The organism is Synechococcus sp. UW106, from assembly GCF_900474015.1.
Taxonomy (GTDB): domain Bacteria; phylum Cyanobacteriota; class Cyanobacteriia; order PCC-6307; family Cyanobiaceae; genus Parasynechococcus.
On the sequence record NZ_UCNV01000001.1, the window covers coordinates 75,094 to 91,922 of the forward strand.

At 61.4% G+C, this 16,829-nt stretch carries 16 protein-coding genes, 3 tRNA genes and 1 other RNA gene; 12 read left to right on the forward strand and 8 right to left on the reverse strand.

Annotation, left to right across the window (positions count from 1 at the left end; all coding sequences use genetic code 11):
• Positions 1-22: 22 nt before the first annotated feature.
• The gene (locus DXY30_RS00420) at positions 23-271 is read right to left on the reverse strand and encodes a hypothetical protein (RefSeq protein WP_115024300.1); all 249 of its coding nucleotides are present in this window, start codon (positions 269-271) and stop codon (positions 23-25) included.
• A 35-nt stretch (positions 272-306) separates the two neighbouring features.
• A tRNA-Leu gene (locus DXY30_RS00425) sits at positions 307-390 on the reverse strand.
• 150 nt (positions 391-540) lie between these two features.
• Here DXY30_RS00425 and murA point away from each other — a divergent pair.
• The 5 genes from murA to DXY30_RS00450 all read left to right on the forward strand — a co-directional run bounded on the left by murA (position 541) and on the right by DXY30_RS00450 (position 4,910).
• Positions 541-1,842, forward strand: coding sequence for a UDP-N-acetylglucosamine 1-carboxyvinyltransferase (gene murA / locus DXY30_RS00430; protein WP_115092900.1), 1,302 nt, complete (start codon positions 541-543; stop codon positions 1,840-1,842).
• Between the two features lie 33 nt (positions 1,843-1,875).
• A tRNA-Leu gene (locus tag DXY30_RS00435) sits at positions 1,876-1,958 on the forward strand.
• A 13-nt stretch (positions 1,959-1,971) separates the two neighbouring features.
• Entirely contained in the window at positions 1,972-3,153 is a 1,182-nt protein-coding gene (locus DXY30_RS00440; RefSeq protein WP_115092901.1) for an aspartate aminotransferase family protein, read from the forward strand.
• A complete protein-coding gene (locus DXY30_RS00445) occupies positions 3,154-4,368 on the forward strand; it encodes a folylpolyglutamate synthase/dihydrofolate synthase family protein (RefSeq protein ID WP_115092902.1) in 1,215 nt (404 codons plus the stop codon). It abuts the gene before it with no gap.
• Between the two features lie 53 nt (positions 4,369-4,421).
• Positions 4,422-4,910 carry a pentapeptide repeat-containing protein gene (locus tag DXY30_RS00450; RefSeq protein WP_170951070.1) on the forward strand — a complete coding sequence of 163 codons (489 nt, stop codon included), beginning with the start codon at positions 4,422-4,424 and terminating at the stop codon, positions 4,908-4,910.
• Positions 4,911-4,913: 3 nt separating this feature from the next.
• Here the strand turns inward: DXY30_RS00450 and DXY30_RS00455 are convergent, their stop codons facing one another.
• From DXY30_RS00455 to DXY30_RS00465, 3 genes are read right to left on the reverse strand one after another with little or no spacing between them, the layout of a single operon-like run.
• The gene (locus DXY30_RS00455; protein WP_115092904.1) at positions 4,914-6,263 is read right to left on the reverse strand and encodes an FAD-binding oxidoreductase; all 1,350 of its coding nucleotides are present in this window, start codon (positions 6,261-6,263) and stop codon (positions 4,914-4,916) included.
• Positions 6,264-6,281: 18 nt separating this feature from the next.
• Positions 6,282-7,562, reverse strand: coding sequence for an amidohydrolase family protein (locus DXY30_RS00460; protein WP_115092905.1), 1,281 nt, complete (start codon positions 7,560-7,562; stop codon positions 6,282-6,284).
• The gene (locus DXY30_RS00465; protein WP_371638449.1) at positions 7,559-7,990 is read right to left on the reverse strand and encodes a DUF4359 domain-containing protein; all 432 of its coding nucleotides are present in this window, start codon (positions 7,988-7,990) and stop codon (positions 7,559-7,561) included. Before DXY30_RS00465 ends, DXY30_RS00460 begins: the two co-directional genes overlap by 4 nt.
• Positions 7,991-8,032: 42 nt before the next feature.
• Between DXY30_RS00465 and DXY30_RS00470 the strand changes: the two genes are divergently transcribed.
• A tRNA-His gene (locus DXY30_RS00470) sits at positions 8,033-8,105 on the forward strand.
• Positions 8,106-8,110: 5 nt separating this feature from the next.
• On the opposite strand, the gene DXY30_RS00475 is transcribed toward DXY30_RS00470, so the two are convergent.
• Both DXY30_RS00475 and DXY30_RS00480 read right to left on the reverse strand, forming a co-directional pair.
• On the reverse strand, positions 8,111-9,193 hold the full coding sequence (locus DXY30_RS00475) for a DUF1611 domain-containing protein (RefSeq protein ID WP_115092906.1): 1,083 nt from the start codon (positions 9,191-9,193) through the stop codon (positions 8,111-8,113).
• A 40-nt stretch (positions 9,194-9,233) separates the two neighbouring features.
• On the reverse strand, positions 9,234-10,319 hold the full coding sequence (locus tag DXY30_RS00480) for a dipeptide epimerase (protein ID WP_115092961.1): 1,086 nt from the start codon (positions 10,317-10,319) through the stop codon (positions 9,234-9,236).
• Positions 10,320-10,393: 74 nt separating this feature from the next.
• Between DXY30_RS00480 and miaB the strand changes: the two genes are divergently transcribed.
• The 5 genes from miaB to ftsZ all read left to right on the forward strand — a co-directional run bounded on the left by miaB (position 10,394) and on the right by ftsZ (position 15,386).
• On the forward strand, positions 10,394-11,788 hold the full coding sequence (gene miaB / locus DXY30_RS00485) for a tRNA (N6-isopentenyl adenosine(37)-C2)-methylthiotransferase MiaB (RefSeq protein WP_115092907.1): 1,395 nt from the start codon (positions 10,394-10,396) through the stop codon (positions 11,786-11,788).
• 51 nt (positions 11,789-11,839) lie between these two features.
• The gene (locus tag DXY30_RS00490) at positions 11,840-12,892 is read left to right on the forward strand and encodes a D-alanine--D-alanine ligase family protein (protein WP_115092908.1); all 1,053 of its coding nucleotides are present in this window, start codon (positions 11,840-11,842) and stop codon (positions 12,890-12,892) included.
• A gap of 23 nt (positions 12,893-12,915) precedes the next feature.
• On the forward strand, positions 12,916-13,326 hold the full coding sequence (locus DXY30_RS00495) for a hypothetical protein (RefSeq protein WP_115092909.1): 411 nt from the start codon (positions 12,916-12,918) through the stop codon (positions 13,324-13,326).
• Between the two features lie 50 nt (positions 13,327-13,376).
• Complete coding sequence (locus tag DXY30_RS00500; RefSeq protein WP_244281180.1) at positions 13,377-14,159, forward strand: cell division protein FtsQ/DivIB; 783 nt, start codon at positions 13,377-13,379, stop codon at positions 14,157-14,159.
• 117 nt (positions 14,160-14,276) lie between these two features.
• Entirely contained in the window at positions 14,277-15,386 is a 1,110-nt protein-coding gene (ftsZ, locus tag DXY30_RS00505; protein ID WP_115092911.1) for a cell division protein FtsZ, read from the forward strand.
• Between the two features lie 42 nt (positions 15,387-15,428).
• Here the strand turns inward: ftsZ and ffs are convergent.
• Positions 15,429-15,525: signal recognition particle sRNA small type (ffs, locus tag DXY30_RS00510), an RNA gene on the reverse strand.
• Positions 15,526-15,568: 43 nt separating this feature from the next.
• On the opposite strand from ffs, the gene panB reads away from it, so the two are divergent.
• The gene (gene panB, locus DXY30_RS00515) at positions 15,569-16,378 is read left to right on the forward strand and encodes a 3-methyl-2-oxobutanoate hydroxymethyltransferase (RefSeq protein ID WP_115092912.1); all 810 of its coding nucleotides are present in this window, start codon (positions 15,569-15,571) and stop codon (positions 16,376-16,378) included.
• Positions 16,379-16,829: the final 451 nt, after the last annotated feature.

A 16,829-nucleotide genomic window follows, 5' to 3' on the forward strand; every position in this document is an offset into this window, starting at 1 on the left:
GAGGAGGATTCCAGAGAACGAATCAGAACTCTGCGTGTTTACGCACGTTCAAGCCTTTATGAACGCTGAGATTTTCGCCTTCGAGCTCAAGACCATTAATGGCAGCGATTTCGCCCTTAATCCCTTCCGCCGCGAGATTTTCAATCAGCTTTTTAATGACCTGATCTTCCACAGTCGTGTGGTCGATGGAGTCGGGGGTTAGAAGCTCAATGAACTTCCCAACCTTGGAAGCAACCACCTCCGAGGCGTTGGAGATCTTGAGAACGATCATTGTTGCCGGAAGAAGCTTGACTTCCGACAAACTAGTGCGGATGGGGAGACTTGAACTCCCACGATGTTGCCACCACTAGTACCTGAAACTAGCGCGTCTACCAATTCCGCCACATCCGCTGGCGTGTCGAGATTCGACCGGATGAACATAGGGCATCACCGATCCCTAGATCGAACAGCCTGGAAGCAAACTGTCCAGTTTGAACGCCGGCCGTCTAGACGGTCTCAGAGAGTATTGGCAAAATCCTCTCATCGGGGATCAGGCAATTGATGATGGCTGTTGCAGAAGCGTCTCAGGAGAGTCTCAAGCAACGCCTGAACGTCAGCGGCGGCCACGACCTGAACGGCACGCTTCGCGTCAGCGGGGCGAAGAACTCCGCGCTGGTGCTGATGACGGCCAGCCTCCTGAGTAAAGAGACCATTGAACTCACCAATATTCCTGCCCTGACAGACATCGATGGCATGAGTGCCATCCTTGAATCGCTGGGAGTGCAGGTTGATCGAGCCTCTGACCGCATTCGCCTTACCGCCTCTGAACTGAGTGGTTCAGCTCCGCCCTACGAACTGGTCAATAGCCTGCGCGCCAGTTTCTTCAGCATCGGACCTCTGCTGGGACGGCTGGGACATGCCCGGGTTCCCCTTCCAGGGGGATGCCGCATCGGAGCACGTCCTGTCGTCGAACACATCCGCGGATTGAAAGCCCTCGGCGCCATCGTCAATGTGGAGCATGGGATCGTCACGGCGTCCGTTCCGGGCAGTAAAAAACGCCTGTCAGGGGCTCAGATCGTTCTCGACTGTCCCAGCGTCGGAGCCACGGAAACCATCTTGATGGCCGCAGTTTTGGCGGAAGGGGTCTCAACAATTGAAAACGCCGCCCAGGAGCCTGAAGTGCAGGACCTGGCCAACCTGCTCAACACCATGGGAGCTCGTGTCACCGGAGCCGGTGGCCCGGTGATCACCATTGAAGGGGTGGAACAGCTCCGAGGATGCAGCAACTATCCGGTCATACCCGACAGGATCGAAGCAGGAACTTTCCTGATGGCTGCAGCGATCACTCGCTCACAACTGGTGGTGGAGCCCGTTATTCCGGAGCATCTCAGCGCTGTGATCCAGAAGCTCCGGGACTGCGGCTGCTCCATCGATATCAACGGGAGGTCCGTCACGATCACACCAGGTGAGATCACCGCTGTGGACATCACCACCCAACCTTTCCCAGGGTTCCCAACCGATCTTCAGGCACCGTTCATGGCCCTGATGTGCACGGCCAAAGGAACAAGTGTGATCAGCGAAAAGATCTACGAAAACCGTCTGCAGCATGTGGCCGAACTTCAGCGCATGGGAGCGTCCATTCGTCTCAAGGGCAGCACTGCCATCGTTGAGGGAGTGGCCCAACTCAGCGGGGCCCCCGTCACCGGCACCGACCTTCGTGCAGCCGCTGCCATGGTTCTGGCAGGCCTTTCAGCCAAAGGCATCACCGAGGTGTCTGGCCTGAAACACCTCGACCGGGGTTACGACGACCTCGAAAGCAAGCTCAGTGATGTGGGTGCTGAGGTGAAGCGCAACATCCCCTGAAGCGGGGCCCTTCAATCAATACAATTCCTGTGCGGGAGCCTGGCGGAATTGGTAGACGCAGCTGACTCAAAATCAGCCGGCCACTGGTCTTGGGGGTTCAAGTCCCCCGGCTCCCATCCATCCGCTGTGATGAACACCTACGGCCGTTTTCCTCTGGCTTTGGCCAAAGGGAAGGGTTGTTGGGTCAAAGACACGCAAGGTCGGAGATACCTCGATGCGGTCGCTGGCATCGCGACCTGCACGCTGGGCCACAGCGACAGGGCAATGCACCGCGCTCTGCGCAGACAGCTTGGAAGACTCCAGCACGTATCAAATCTCTATCAGATTCCTGAACAGGAGCAGCTGGCGAGCTGGCTTGTGAACCACAGCTGCGCCGACAGCGTGTTCTTCTGCAATTCCGGCGCCGAAGCCAATGAAGCCGCCATCAAACTGGCCCGTAAACATGGCCATCAACGTCGAGGCATTGAACAGCCCGTGATCCTCACGGCGGCGGCCAGCTTCCATGGCCGCACCCTCGCTGCTGTTACAGCCACTGGTCAACCCAAATACCACAAGGGTTTTGAACCCATGGTGACCGGGTTTGATTACTTCCCCTACAACGATCTCTCGGCCCTAGAAGCCCTGATCAACCGCTACGAACAAGCCGGCCCCTCCATCGCGGCTGTGCTGGTGGAACCCCTCCAAGGGGAAGGTGGCGTCAATCCCGGAGACCGCGCGTTCTTTTCACGCTTGCGCGAGATCTGCACACAACGGAACATCCTGCTGATCCTCGACGAGGTGCAGGTGGGCATGGGACGAAGCGGCCGCTTGTGGGGCTACGAACAACTGGGCATTACCCCTGACGCCTTCACCCTGGCCAAGGGGCTGGGGGGTGGCCATGCCATCGGTGCCCTGCTGGTGAACGCATCAGCTGACGTGTTCGAACCCGGAGACCACGCCAGCACTTTTGGCGGCAATCCCTTCGCGTGCCGGGCCGGGTTGACGGTGGCGACCGAGATCGAACGGCGGGGGCTACTCAACAACGTCACAGCCCGCGGTGAACAGCTGCGCGACGGACTCCAAGAACTGGTGAAATGTTTCCCAGAGCACCTGGAAACAGTGCGGGGTTGGGGCCTACTGCAAGGCATCGTGATCCGTGAGAGCAGCAGCTGGAAGGCTCCTCAGCTGGCTCAAGCCGCCATTGATCAAGGCCTTCTGCTGGTAGCGGCCGGGCCCTCCGTGCTGCGCATGGTGCCCCCCCTGACCATCAACCAGCGTGAGATCCGCGAACTGCTGCGCCGTCTGGCGGCGACCCTCTCCAGCCTCAGCTGAGTGGATGAGCTCTCTGATCTGATCCCACGCTTCGACCTGCGTGGAATGGATCTGCAGTTGGATCGCATGCATGCGGCCCTCCACGACCTTGACCATCCATGTCAGGCGGTTCCCGCGATTCAGGTGCTTGGCACCAACGGGAAGGGGTCCATAGTCAGCTTTCTGGAATCAGCCCTCTGTGCCGCAGGACTCCGCTGCGGGGTCACCACCTCCCCGCACCTGGTGAGCTGGTGCGAACGGATTCGGATCCAGGGAGAGCCGATTGCCGTTGAAACGCTGCGATCCCAGTTGCAGGCTCTCCAACCCCTCAACGAACGGCATCGGCTGACCCCCTTTGAACTGCTCGTGACCGCAGCATTCTTGGAATTTCAGCGGCACGCCTGTGAACTCCTGGTGCTGGAAGTAGGCCTAGGGGGACGGCTGGACGCCACCACAGCGCATCCCCACCGACCCGTGATTGCCGTCGCGAGCATTGGACTGGATCACTGCGAGCACCTGGGAAACAACCTCACCGCCATCGCAATGGAGAAGGCGGCGGCGATCCCGCCGTACGCCACCGTGATCAGTTGCGCCCAAGACCCTGCGGTGCAGAAGGTCCTGGAGAAAACCTGCCGGACCCAGCAGGCCATGCTCCGGTGGGTGAAGCCCCTGGATTCAACATGGCAACTGGGCTTGTCTGGCGCCATTCAGCGAAGCAACGCCGCTGTGGCCCTCGGTGCCTTGCAAGCCCTATCGAGCTTGGGCTGGACCCTGCCTGATGCAGTGATCCGTGAGGGGTTCGCGACAGCCCGCTGGTCCGGTCGTCTGGAGACCGTGCGTTGGAGGGAGCACCGGCTTCGCCTTGACGGAGCTCACAATCCACCCGCCGCGATGCAACTGGCCGAGGAACGCGTTCATTGGACCAACGCATCCATAGGTGTGGTCTGGATCCTGGCCATTCAGGCCCACAAGGATGCTGCCGCCATGCTCCAGGCCTTGCTACAGCCACAGGACCAAGCCTGGATCATTCCAGTACCGGGCCACAAGAGCTGGTGCCGGGCGGCCCTCCTCAAGGAACTCCCAGACCGCAGCAACCAGTTGCAAGAGGCCGACAGCCTTGAAACTGTGCTGAACCAACTCAACAGCGATGGATGGCCAACGCCGATGCCAATTGTTGCCGGATCGCTGTATCTGATCGGGGACCTGTTCGCTCGCGGCGTTGTAACGGCAGAGTGAACACAGCTTGCGCGCGGACTGTGCTGCGAATTTCCTGGCTGCTGAGCCTTCTCATGCCCCTCCTGTTGATGGGAGCTCCGGCCCAAGCCCTAGACACCTCCGCCGGGGTGGGGTTGCAGGACAGGGCCTTGTTCCAGGAAAAGGTGGATTACACGCTCACCAACCAAAGCAACGGAGATTTCCAGGGACAGAACCTGGCCAACACATCCTTTGCAGGAGCGGTTGGCCGCAGCGCGAATTTCCAAGGCGCCAACCTCCATGGGGCGATCCTCACCCAGGGGGCCTTTTCCGAAGCTGATTTCCGCGATGCTGATCTCTCCGATGCATTGATGGATCGCGCCGACTTCGTGGACACCGATCTACGCAACGCTGTGCTCACGGGGATAATCGCGTCAGGCAGCAGCTTCAGTAATGCCCAGATCGAGGGGGCTGATTTCACCGACGCCCTGCTCGATCGTGATGATCAACGCCGACTTTGTCGGGAGGCGGAGGGCATCAACCCCAGCACCGGAGTCGCCACCTTCGACAGCCTCGGATGCTGATCGTCAGAGGCGCTCCTCCCAGCCCCGCAGCTTGCCTGGATTGAGCAGGCCAGCGGGATCAAAGCGGTGCTTCGCCGCCACCTGATCAGCGTCGATGACGCCAAGGCCGCCATCCTCCACCGTGATCACATGCGGGTTAAACAGCACGGCACCCACTGCCCTGCAGTCGTCCATCAATCGGGCCAGCTGCTCAGCCCCCCGCCACCGCACCAGCGGCAGGGCGGCCAAGCGTGGACAGCCCTGCTGGCGCACAAGCTCGAGATGCCAGATCAGGTCGTCTCCCCACCGCTGCCTCAACGCGGCAATCGCTGGAGCCTCCGGCTGCGGCAACAGCATCTGCAGGTAGGTCCATCCCTGCTCTGAGGCCAGCACATGCAGGGTGGTGTGATTCCAGCTCAGCTCACGCAATCCATTGCCTCCTGAAAGATCTTCAGGCCCGAGATCCCGCAGGGTGGCCCCGGCTGACTGCACCATCCGTTGCAGGCTGGTGAGCCCATCCGGCGCGACGAGCAACAGCAACCTGTGCGCAGATACGGCAGGACCTCCCCAACTGGGCATCCGCGACAGCAGCGGCTGTTCAAGCAGGGTTCCTAGATGAAGATCCAAGGCGGATGCCGCGACCCTGTGCATCAACTCCATCGCCTGCTCCCAACGCTCGCAGTCCACACTCACTTCTTGCCAGTTGACCACTGGAGCGGTGGCCAATCTGAGGGCCGTAATGATGCCGTTCGTGCCGTAGGCATGGTTCAACGCTTCGGCATCCACCTCGCCGATCTGATGGCGTTGGGCATCGGGACGGAGCGGTACGACCTCCATCCCGAGCAAATGCCCTGGATCCCGCAAAAAGCCCCAGCGCAAAGAACCGATGCCACCGGAGCCCCCAGCAACGAAGCCACCAATGGTGGCGCTGCGCCAGGTGCTCGGCATCAAGCGCAGCTGGCGCCCATGCCTGCGCAGCTCCTGATCCAGATCGCGCATCACACACCCCGGTTCCACGGTGACCACCCCCGTCGCCGCATCAATTGATCGGATCTGACGCAGGGATGTGGTGAGCATTACCACGCCTCCTTGCAGGGGCACACATTGGCCGTAATTCCCCGTACCGGAGCCGCGCAGGGTCAGGGGAACCTGATGCTCGGCGCAGGCTGAGGCAAGCCGTTCAACGGCCTCCACAGTGCGAGGCCTGGCCACCAAGTCAGCACGACATGGTTCCAGTCGTGGTGTCAAAACCGGGGAGTACTCGAAGGCATCCCGGGAATAACGCTGAAGGTCTGCTGGTTCGGCCAACAGCTCAAGATCAGGGACAGCGCTGAGGGCTTGCCGCAGGGCGATTAAGGCTTCGGCGCGACCCATGATGGTGCTGAACTCTGGTCAGGGTCTAGCGCCCGGAGACGACACCCAGTGGCCGTTCACGAGAACCTGGCGCTGCGGGGGACATTGCATCAGATCCGACCATCCCTGGCCCTCCATGCAAATCAGATCCGCAGGAGCACCAGCCCGCAGCACCCCATCCCATTCCAGTTGAAGAATGGCCGACGGTGCCGTCGTGAAGGGGGCCAGGCCCAGGCGCTGCCAAGGCAACAACTGGGTCAACGGCATCGACGCGGCCAGCAGGGCCAATGGATCGAAATCGCCTCCGGGGAACCACGGGTCGGCCACGTTGTCACCCGCCACCGCCACCGTGACGCCATAGCGTTGCAACTGACGGATCGGGGCTTGCGGACGCTGAAGCGGGGTGGCGTCGTCCGATCGCGCTAGCAACCAGGCATTGGTGAGGGGTAGTGCGATCACGCGGAGCTGTGCTGCCGCCATGCGCTCTACCAACCGCGCCAAGCGTGCAGCCGGCAGCAGAGAAAGACTGCTGGCATGGCTGCAGGTGACAGGAACCTGGACCGGCACGCGCCGCAGAGCCTTCAGCAGCTGAACCATGCCCTCGGCCGGGCCATGGCCGGCCTCATCAATATGCAAATCGACGCCGCAACTGTGGCGATCGGCAAGGCGCAACAACTCCTCCAGCTGATGGGTCACCGCAGCCGATCCACAGGGAGGGGTCAGAACACCGCCGAGGCAGCCACCACTGGCGGCGACGCGACGTGCCAAATCCTCCGCTTCAGCTGAACACCAGAACTCCAGGGGAACAAGCGCCACCAGCTGAAGATCGATGCGGCTGCGCCAGCGCTGCTGAAGGGTGAGCAGTGCCTCCCAGCTGGGCTCGGCTCCGGGACCACCACTGTCGACATGACTACGCATGGCACGCAGTCCATGGCCGAATGCCCTCTCCAACGCACGCTCCCCGCGCTGGAGAACGGATGCCACGGTTCGGGTGTTGTGCTCCTGCAGGTTGGCGTCCAGGGCACCTCCATAGCTGCCGCTGAGGTTGGGGTGCTCCTGCCAGGTGTAGGCCTTGTCCAAATGGACATGGCAGTCCACCAATCGAGGCAGCACCATCCGAGATGGTGGCGATTGATCAGCCGTTAGGGGCCTGGGCTCAAGCAGACGTCCCTGATGCCAGACGAGCCGCACAGCCGTCAGCCCCTGTTTCTGGATTGCTGGCAGGGGCGTCGCAGGTTCGAAATCAAGCAGCCCCAGGGGAACCCAAGCCTCAAGGACACCATTCCCAGACGGTGACTCGAGCGACTGGGCGTCCGTCACTCCTCTGCACCGTTGATGGCGTCGGTTCTGAGGATCACAAAACGACCTGCCACACCAAGGCTCAGCACATCGAAGCCGGGCAGACGCAGCCCCGGCAACAACTCCTTCCCTTCCATGCGCGTGGAATACAAGCTGGCCACCACTAAGTTGCGACGGGTGGTGAACTGACCGGCCAGCACCGCCAGAGCATCCTGCTGAGAGGCAATCAACTCAGGGCAATTGCGAATCCAAAGACGCAGCACCATGGGCAGGTTCGGCGCCTCGCACAGTTCCTGGGTGCCCAACTTGACCAACTGGGCTCCGGCATGGGCCTCGTAATCGTCCATGGACGGATTGGAGAACACCAGCGACAGCACACCGGCCATGGCGACACCCCCCGTCAACAGCGCCAGTGCAGGCACACGTTGCGGACGCGATGAAGGGGACACCAGGCAGGCTGCGGCTCGTGTTGGTAGATTCTCACGGACGCGGCGGGCGTCGCCAAGTGGTTAAGGCAGCGGCTTGTGGCGCCGCTATTCGGGGGTTCGAATCCCCTCGCTCGCCCTTTTTCAACGATCGACCAGGGCTCTCAGCAGAGGTTCGGCACCCCAGCGAATGGGATCGGTGCAGGGCAAACCCAGAACTTGACTCACCCGATCAATCTCGACCGTTGCCTGATGCTCATCAAGGCGTGCCGTATTGAGGGCGACGGCAGCCACCTTGGCTGAAGCGCCTGCGCCATCAGGCCGTGCCCAACTGGCTAAGGCCTCTGTGGTGGTCACCAAGGTTGCAAGGTCGGGGAGAGGAATCTCAGGCAGCCGATCGATGCTCTGCTGGCCGGCCCGATGCACCAGCAAAAGGGCAGTCGGCTGGGTTCCGCGCAACAGGGGCAGGGTCGCGGTTGAAGCGGGATGACACAACGACCCCTGTCCCTCAACAAGCACAAGGCCCTGCTCGGGCAGAGCATCCGCCGCCCGAAGCACCGCCGCCTCCACTGCACCCGCGGCGTAATCCACCCGAACAGCATCAAGGGCAACCCCTTCGCCACTGATCAGAATTCCCGCCTGCCCCGTCCCAACAAATCGCGCGGGGATCCCTGATCGCTGGGCCGCTTCCAGCAGAGCCAGGCATGCGCTCATCTTGCCCACCGCCATGTCGGTTCCAACTGCCAAAAGGCGTCGACAGGAAAGCGCTGCAGCCCGTGCTTGGCCGATGCCGAGAGCCTCAGGCTCCCGTCGGAGATCCCAGATCCAGCGATTGGGCCAGCAGGCTTCTGCCAATGCCGGATCATCGGCCAGATAGGTATGGAGTCCACTGGCAAGGTGGAGTCCTGCGCGCAACGCCGCCAGGGCATCGTGGCGAACAGGATCCGGCAGCCGCCCACCAGAGGGAGCCAAGCCAACCACAGCGGCCTCCGGGTGATACGGAAGCGCCGCGGCCAAATCCGCCACCACCGGCACGTCTCGCTCGATGCCGGTGACCTGCTGCTGGGGCTTGCCAGCATGGTCTGGATCAATCACCGCGACGATCGGGCCGGCACGGTGGCGCAGCATGGCCAGACCGGTCTTGCCAGTGAGACTGGCCAAACCGCCGTGCTGGAGCAGCACCAAGCGCATCTCTCGAAATCCTGGCGGCGCCTGAATCCCGCTCATAAAGCTGCTGTGCTTTCACGCACACCGATAGCAGCGCAGCTCAAGGCCTGACTGCTGCGGGTCGAATCCCCAATCCAGATGTCGATGAAGGTCGCAAGCGATCGTCCTGCAGAACCAGACCAGCGAATGGATCGTCAACCAAGTTGAGATGGCTGTCGAGATCGGGCCAACGAATCAGGGGCAGCAACTGGGCCGCTGCACCGTTCAGCAGTGAGCTGTCGGAATAACAGCCAACCATCAGGTCCAACCCCTTCCGCTGCGCCACCCGGGCCATCAGCAGGGCCTGACTGAGCCCCCCAGTCTTCAAAAGCTTGAGATTCACACCATCCACCACCGGTGCCAGGCGCAGCAGATCCTCCAGATCCCAGCAGCTTTCATCCGCCACAAGAGGCATCGGGCAGTGCGGATGCAGCGCCGCGAACCCTGCTGTGTCGCGCACAGGGTCCAGATCGGGAGCCAGGGGTTGCTCCAGCAGCACCACCTGATGTGATGCCAAAGGCTCAAGCATCCGCCTGGTCTGATCCAGGGTCCAACCACCGTTGGCATCCACCTGGAGTTCGATCGCCACGCCCTGCCGCTGGGTTTGGTCCGTGATGGCCTGGGCCACAGCCTTCAACAGGCTCCGGTCGTGGTCCAACCCATCGGGGCTCCCCAGTTTGAGCTTCACCCGCGTTGCCGGCAGCTGCGTCCACCAGCGCGTCAGACGCTCCAGCACAGCAGTCACAGAGGCCAGTCCCAGGGTGACGCTTGTCGCAACACCCTCGGCCGCATCCAATCCCCAGAGCCGCCACAACGGGTGGCCGAGCCGTTGCCCATGCCAGTCCCACAGGGCCAGGTCAATGGCACAACGGGCCGGCGGACTCAAGGCCGCCAGCAGGGGCTCGAACTGTTGCGGACGGTCGGGATCCAAAGCATCCAATTGCGGCAGCAACGCAAGCAGCTCCTCTTCCACCGCCTCGAGCGCAAAGGCCCGATGACCGGTTTCGAATGCACCCGTCTCGCCGCGACCGATCAGACCATCCCGGTCAAGCCTGAGCTCCAAGCGCACCACAGATGCTGTGGTGCCCCGGCTGATCGTGAGGGGCACAGCCTTGGTGAGCGAAAACCGCCTGAGGGCCCAGCCCATCAACACCCGAGCGCCAATCCCCAAACTGACACAACACCGCTGTGGCTCACACTGAGAAGGCTTGAGCCAGAGTCTTGGTCGCCTCCGCCCCCCTCACCACTGACGCCACCGCCAATTCCCAGCGGGGCAGCTACTGGATCACCACCTTCGGCTGCCAGATGAACAAGGCGGATTCCGAACGGATGGCCGGAATTCTGGAATCGATGGGCTATCGGGAGGCACCGGCCGAACTCGATGCCGACCTGGTGCTCTACAACACCTGCACGATCCGCGATAACGCCGAGCAGAAGGTTTACAGCTACCTGGGCAGACAAGCCCAGAGGAAGCGAAGCAATCCCAATCTCACCCTGGTGGTGGCGGGCTGTGTCGCCCAGCAAGAGGGCGAATCACTGCTCAGGCGGGTGCCCGAGCTGGATCTGGTGATGGGTCCGCAGCACGCGAATCGACTCGAGACCCTGCTGCTTCAGGTGGACAGCGGCCAGCAGGTGGTCGCCACCGAGGACCATCACATCCTTGAAGACATCACCACCGCGCGACGGGACAGCAGCGTCTGCGGCTGGGTGAACGTGATCTACGGCTGCAACGAACGCTGCACCTACTGCGTGGTGCCTTCAGTACGAGGCAAAGAACAATCGCGACTGCCCCAGGCGATCAAGCTGGAGATGGAGGGGCTCGCTGCCCAGGGCTACAAGGAGATCACCCTGCTGGGGCAAAACATAGATGCCTACGGCCGGGATCTGCCGGGCATCACCCCGGAAGGTCGCCGCCAGCACACCCTCACCGATCTGCTCCACCACGTCCATGACGTGGAGGGCCTTGAACGGATCCGTTTTGCCACCAGCCATCCGCGCTACTTCACCGAGCGGCTGATCGATGCCTGCGCCGACCTGCCCAAGCTCTGCGAGCACTTCCACATTCCGTTTCAGAGCGGCGACAACGACGTGCTCCAGGCCATGGCCCGTGGGTACACCGTGGAGCGCTATAGGCGCATCATCGACCGCATCCGTGAGCGCATGCCCGATGCCTCCCTCAGCGCTGATGTGATCGTCGCCTTCCCCGGAGAAACCGATGCGCAATACCGCCGCACCCTCGATCTGATCGATGAGATCGGCTTCGACCAGGTGAACACGGCGGCCTATTCACCCCGGCCCAACACCCCAGCCGCCGACTGGGACAACCAGCTGCCGGAGGAGGTGAAGGTGGAGCGCCTGCGCGAGATCAATGCCCTGGTGGAACGCTGCGCCCGCAAGGCCAACGCCCGCTATGAAGGCCGCACCGAAGAAGTGCTGGCGGAAGGCATCAACCCCAAGGATCCATCGCAACTGATGGGGCGAACCCGCACCAATCGGCTGACCTTCTTCAGTGCCACGGGGTCGGATGGGCATGCCTACAACGCCGGCGATCTCGTGCAAGTACGCATTGATGCCGTTCGCTCCTTTTCACTCAGCGGTAGCCCCCTGCCCCGCTGAGCTCAACGCTGATACCTTTGGCGCTCCCACTGCTCAGGGGTCGCAGCAGCCATGCCGTCCAGTCCCATCACGGTCGGGCTCGTCTTTGGAGGCCGCTCTGGAGAACACGACGTGTCAATCCGATCTGCGGCGACCGTCGTTCGCGGCTTGCGCAGCGGACGCAACACAGATCGCTATGTCGTCCAGGCGATTTATATCGACCGTGATGGGCGCTGGTGGGGAACGGATCTCGCCGAGACGACCCTGGCCTCCGAAACCGCTCCGGAGCTCACACCGCCGCTGCCTCCCTCAGGATTCCAAGGATTCCCGGAGGGTTGCGATGCGGTCGACATCTGGTATCCGGTCCTGCATGGTCCCAATGGAGAGGACGGCACCATTCAGGGGTTGTTCAAGCTGACCGGCAAACCCTTCGTGGGTGCCGGAGTTCTTGGCTCAGCAGTGAGCATGGACAAACAAGCGATGAAGTCCGCTTTCGCCAGCGCCGGGCTGTCTCAAGTGCCCTACGTGTCGCTGCTGGCTTCCGAGCTCGAGGAGCCCAACAGCCGATCCGCTCTCCTGGATCGGATTGAAACGGAACTGAATTACCCCTGCTTCGTGAAGCCGGCCAATCTTGGTTCCTCTGTAGGCATCAGCAAGGTCCGTTCGCGTAAGGAACTAGAGGCTGGCCTCAACCAGGCAGCAGCGCTCGATCCAAGGCTGGTGGTGGAGCAGGGCGTCAACGCCAGGGAAGTGGAATGCGCCGTACTGGGGGGACGCACGCTCGAGGCGTCGGTGGTCGGCGAGGTTCGTTTTGATGCGGACTGGTACGACTACGACACGAAATACACCGCTGGGCGCAGCACCACGTTGATCCCAGCTCCCCTGTCCGATCAAGTGAGTGACCGCATCCGTGCTCACGCCTTGCAGGCTTGCGCTGCCGTTGGCGTCAACGGGATGGGACGGGTGGATTTCTTCTACGACGATGCAACCGATCAGTTGTGGATCAACGAAATCAACACCCTTCCCGGCTTCACGGCGCAAAGCATGTTCCCCATGCTCTGGGCGGCCAGTGGCGTAACACTCGACCAGTTGGTTCACCAACTGATCCAAACAGCAGGAGAATGAATGCAGCGTCCTTCGCCTGACCCATGAGCCACGGACTGCTCTGGTTTCCTCTGCTGCTGGCCTTTGTGCTGCTGGCCTCGCTTGGATGGCTGGAACGGCGGCGCCAAAATCTGTTTCGTGCCTGGGCCGAAGGCTCGGAACTGGCCAAGCTCGACGGATGCGGTGGTGCCCGACTGAAAGACGGGGAACTGCACTGGAGCAGCTTTGAGGCTGGCAAGTTTCAGAATCAGGGCTCGTTTGATGTCTGCCGGCTCGAGCTGGTGGAACTGATGTCACTTGCCTCCGGTGATGCCCCCCTTACGGATGAATCTCAGGGGCGCTGTCGACTGCGACTCATCGGCAAAGACCTCCAGATGGATGTTCCCTTCTCCGACGCCGACCGCGCTCGCAGCTGGGGTGAGCAATTAATGGCCCGGGCCCGGTGCGACCTTTGAGCCGGGTCATAAGCAAACACAAAGCATCTGAACGGCCCATCTCAGCCCAGATGGCCCGTCGCAGGGAATTACGCCGTCAACGGCGCCTCACCCTTTTGGTTCAGTTTTGGCGCCTCGTGGCCATGCTTGTTCTGAGCGGAGGATTCGCTTGGATCCTGCTGCGCCATGGCTGGACCCTTCCTGGCCCTGAGGCGGTGATCCTGAAGGGTGGCGCTGCCCTTGAGACGGACCAAGTCGTCGAGGCGGCCAATCTGCGCTTTCCCCAACCCCTACTGGAGGTCAGTCCCAGGACGCTTGAACAACAGCTGATTCGTTCCCTGCCGGTGCGCAGCGCTCAGGTGGAGCGCCAGATGCTGCCCGCTCGCCTCATCGTCAACCTGCAGCCACAAATCCCAGTCGCCCAGGCTGTGCGTCAGGGTCCCGCTGGGCGGGAACGAGGCTTGTTAGATGCCAAAGGGCAGTGGATGAGCCTGAATGACGCATCACCGCAACCGCTCACAAAAATCTTGGTGCGCGGTTGGAACGAACAGCAACGCGGCTATGTCGCTGAGCTGCTGCAACAACGGGATCGCTTCGAGGGGATGTTGAAAACTATCGTGATTCACCCTGATGGAGACATCAGCCTTGTCACAACGAGCCTGGGCAGGATTGATCTCGGAGGCGAACCAGCCCTGCTCAACACCCAGATCGAGACGATCATCCACCTCAACAACACGTTGCCGGAGCATCTACGCCAAGCCCGGAAAAGCAGTCTTGATCTCAGCGATCCCGACCGTCCGGAACTGCAATTAGCGAATCCACCCGTCCCCCAGAACGCCAAATCGCAACCCTGAGACCAGAGCGTTGAAAATCTGGAGACCACAACCTCAGCGCCTGGTTTGTGATCTGTTGAAGCCAGGACAGGGCTTCAGGGACATAATGCAACGCAACCAACTGGTTCAGCCTCGACGATGGAGATGGTGAGCGGCTCAGGGTCCTACACGGCAGCTGGAATCCAGCCCAGCCAATCCGCCCGCATCGAGGTCATTGGCGTTGGTGGGGGCGGCAGCAATGCTGTCAACCGCATGATCCTTAGCGATCTTGAGGGCGTTGGCTATCGCGTTCTGAACACGGATGCCCAGGCTCTGATCCAATCTCAAGCCCAGCAACGGCTACAGCTCGGGCAAACTCTGACCCGGGGACTCGGCGCCGGGGGCAACCCCACCATCGGTCAGAAGGCAGCCGAAGAATCCCGCACTGATCTGCACGACGCACTGCAGGGAGCAGATCTGGTGTTCATCGCCGCAGGTATGGGCGGTGGAACCGGAACTGGAGCCGCACCTGTGGTAGCTGAGGTGGCCCGGGAAGTCGGGGCTCTCACCGTTGGCATCGTCACCAAGCCATTCAGTTTCGAGGGCCGCCGTCGCATGCGTCAGGCCGACGAAGGAATCACACGATTGGCAGAGCATGTGGACACCCTGATCGTGATTCCCAATGACCGGCTGCGGGAAGCCATCGGCGGAGCACCTCTTCAAGAGGCATTCCGCAGTGCAGATGATGTCCTGCGCATGGGCGTCAAAGGCATCAGTGACATCATCACTTGTCCCGGCCTGGTGAATGTTGACTTCGCGGACGTTCGCTCCGTGATGACCGAAGCAGGTACAGCACTGCTGGGCATCGGCATCGGGTCTGGCCGGTCCAGAGCCGTGGAGGCAGCCCAGGCTGCGATCGCAAGTCCACTGCTGGAAACAGAGCGCATCGATGGGGCCAAAGGCTGTGTGATCAACATCAGCGGCGGCAAGGACATGACCCTGGAGGACATGACCACCGCTTCAGAAGTCATCTACGACGTCGTTGATCCGGAGGCGAACATCATCGTGGGCGCCGTGGTGGATGAAGCTCTCGAAGGAGAGATTCACGTCACTGTGATCGCCACAGGATTCGATAACAAGCAGCCCTACCGCAGTGAGCGCAGCCGCTCCATGCCTGCCATGGCGACCCAAACGGAACCCGAAGAGAACGGCGCCAGAATCCCTGAATTCCTGCGTCGCCGTCAGCAGCAGAACAACAGCTCCGATTGAAAGTCCTGAGGAATCTGACTCTCAATCAAGCGGTCTGAAAGTGGTGACCCGGAATCCACGCCTGCCCTGAGCATCCCGTGTGGCTGCTCCCTTCCGGTTCTGACCAGATTTGGGCGTCGGAGCCGCATGGGTCCGAGTCGGCAGAATGCTAGCAATGAGCCCCCGAGGGGTTCTGAAGCTGCATGCGTCCTTCTGATCTGACCCGCTTCAAGCAGAAGGGCCACCCCATCGCCGTGCTCACCGCATGGGACAGCCTCTCTGCGTCTCTCGCAGAAGCAGCCGGTGCCGATGTGGTGTTGATTGGCGACTCACTGGCCATGGTGGCGCTGGGCCATGCCACAACACTCCCTGTGAGCCTGGATCAGATGCTCCATCACACTCAGGCGGTGGCGCGGGGATTGACAGCCATGCCGGCCGATCAACCCCTGTTGGTCTGCGACCTCCCATTTCTCAGCTACCAGTGCGGAGAAGACCGTGCCGTGGCGGCTGCAGGCCGACTGCTGAAGGAGTCCAGTGCTGCCGCAGTGAAGCTGGAGGGAGCGGAGCCTGAGGTCGTGACCGTGATCGACCGACTGGTGCGGATGGGCATTCCCGTGATGGGGCACCTTGGCCTCACCCCCCAGGCCGTGCATCGTCTGGGCTATCGCCGTCAGGCCACGGATGCCATCAGCCAAGAGCGCCTGCTGGATCATGCGCGCACTCTGGAACAGAAGGGTTGCTTCTCTCTGGTGCTGGAACATGTCCCGTCGGAGCTGGCGAGCAAGGTGCAACAAGCCCTGAGCATTCCCGTGATCGGCATCGGAGCTGGTGAGAGCTGCGATGGCCAGGTGCGCGTCACGGCAGACCTGCTGGGCCTAACAACAAAACAACCTCCGTTCAGTCCGGCCCTTGTGGATGGGCGCCAACTGTTCATTGAGGCGTTGAAGGGGTGGGTCAACCAGACCCGGAACCAAACTCCACCCATCACAGGAAACACCCATGACAATCAATAATTCCAATCAGAGCCTAAAAAGCCCCGCGCCACAAGGGCTTCGACTGATGCGAAGCCTGGAGATGAGTGGCTGAGTGATTACAAGAATCGATGCGGTTGCAAGTGAGTTGCAAACGAGACATTCGTTCAGCTTCAGTTCCGCCAGCCGGCTGGGGGGGGGGTGCCGCACCGATGGTGAAGTACAGGACCGACGCCGTTGTGGACGAATAGATGCCGGCAAGAACGTCAGGTGTTGTGAGCCCGGGAAGTATCAGTCAGTGGGCTGACACTTCAGATGATCTCTTTACGGCCAGCCTTGATTTTCTCCCTGGCTGTAAGGAGGCCATAGACGAGCAACCCGAGAAGAGCGATGTTCATGCCAATGAAAAACATCATTTCCATGATCTTGTGGCAACTTGTTCCTTAATAGGCAGGAGATGCAAGCCGGCCTATCCGTCAGAAGACTCATTTCA

Coding starts and splice junctions, on each gene's coding strand:
- DXY30_RS00420 (WP_115024300.1), bottom strand. CDS start 271: ATGATCGTTCTCAAGATCTCCAACGCCTCGGAGGTGGTTGCTTCCAAG.
- murA (WP_115092900.1), top strand. CDS start 541: ATGATGGCTGTTGCAGAAGCGTCTCAGGAGAGTCTCAAGCAACGCCTG.
- DXY30_RS00440 (WP_115092901.1), top strand. CDS start 1,972: ATGAACACCTACGGCCGTTTTCCTCTGGCTTTGGCCAAAGGGAAGGGT.
- DXY30_RS00450 (WP_170951070.1), top strand. CDS start 4,422: ATGCCCCTCCTGTTGATGGGAGCTCCGGCCCAAGCCCTAGACACCTCC.
- DXY30_RS00455 (WP_115092904.1), bottom strand. CDS start 6,263: ATGGGTCGCGCCGAAGCCTTAATCGCCCTGCGGCAAGCCCTCAGCGCT.
- DXY30_RS00475 (WP_115092906.1), bottom strand. CDS start 9,193: ATGAGCGGGATTCAGGCGCCGCCAGGATTTCGAGAGATGCGCTTGGTG.
- DXY30_RS00480 (WP_115092961.1), bottom strand. CDS start 10,319: ATGGGCTGGGCCCTCAGGCGGTTTTCGCTCACCAAGGCTGTGCCCCTC.
- DXY30_RS00490 (WP_115092908.1), top strand. CDS start 11,840: ATGCCGTCCAGTCCCATCACGGTCGGGCTCGTCTTTGGAGGCCGCTCT.
- DXY30_RS00495 (WP_115092909.1), top strand. CDS start 12,916: ATGAGCCACGGACTGCTCTGGTTTCCTCTGCTGCTGGCCTTTGTGCTG.
- DXY30_RS00500 (WP_244281180.1), top strand. CDS start 13,377: ATGGCCCGTCGCAGGGAATTACGCCGTCAACGGCGCCTCACCCTTTTG.
- ftsZ (WP_115092911.1), top strand. CDS start 14,277: ATGGAGATGGTGAGCGGCTCAGGGTCCTACACGGCAGCTGGAATCCAG.
- panB (WP_115092912.1), top strand. CDS start 15,569: ATGCGTCCTTCTGATCTGACCCGCTTCAAGCAGAAGGGCCACCCCATC.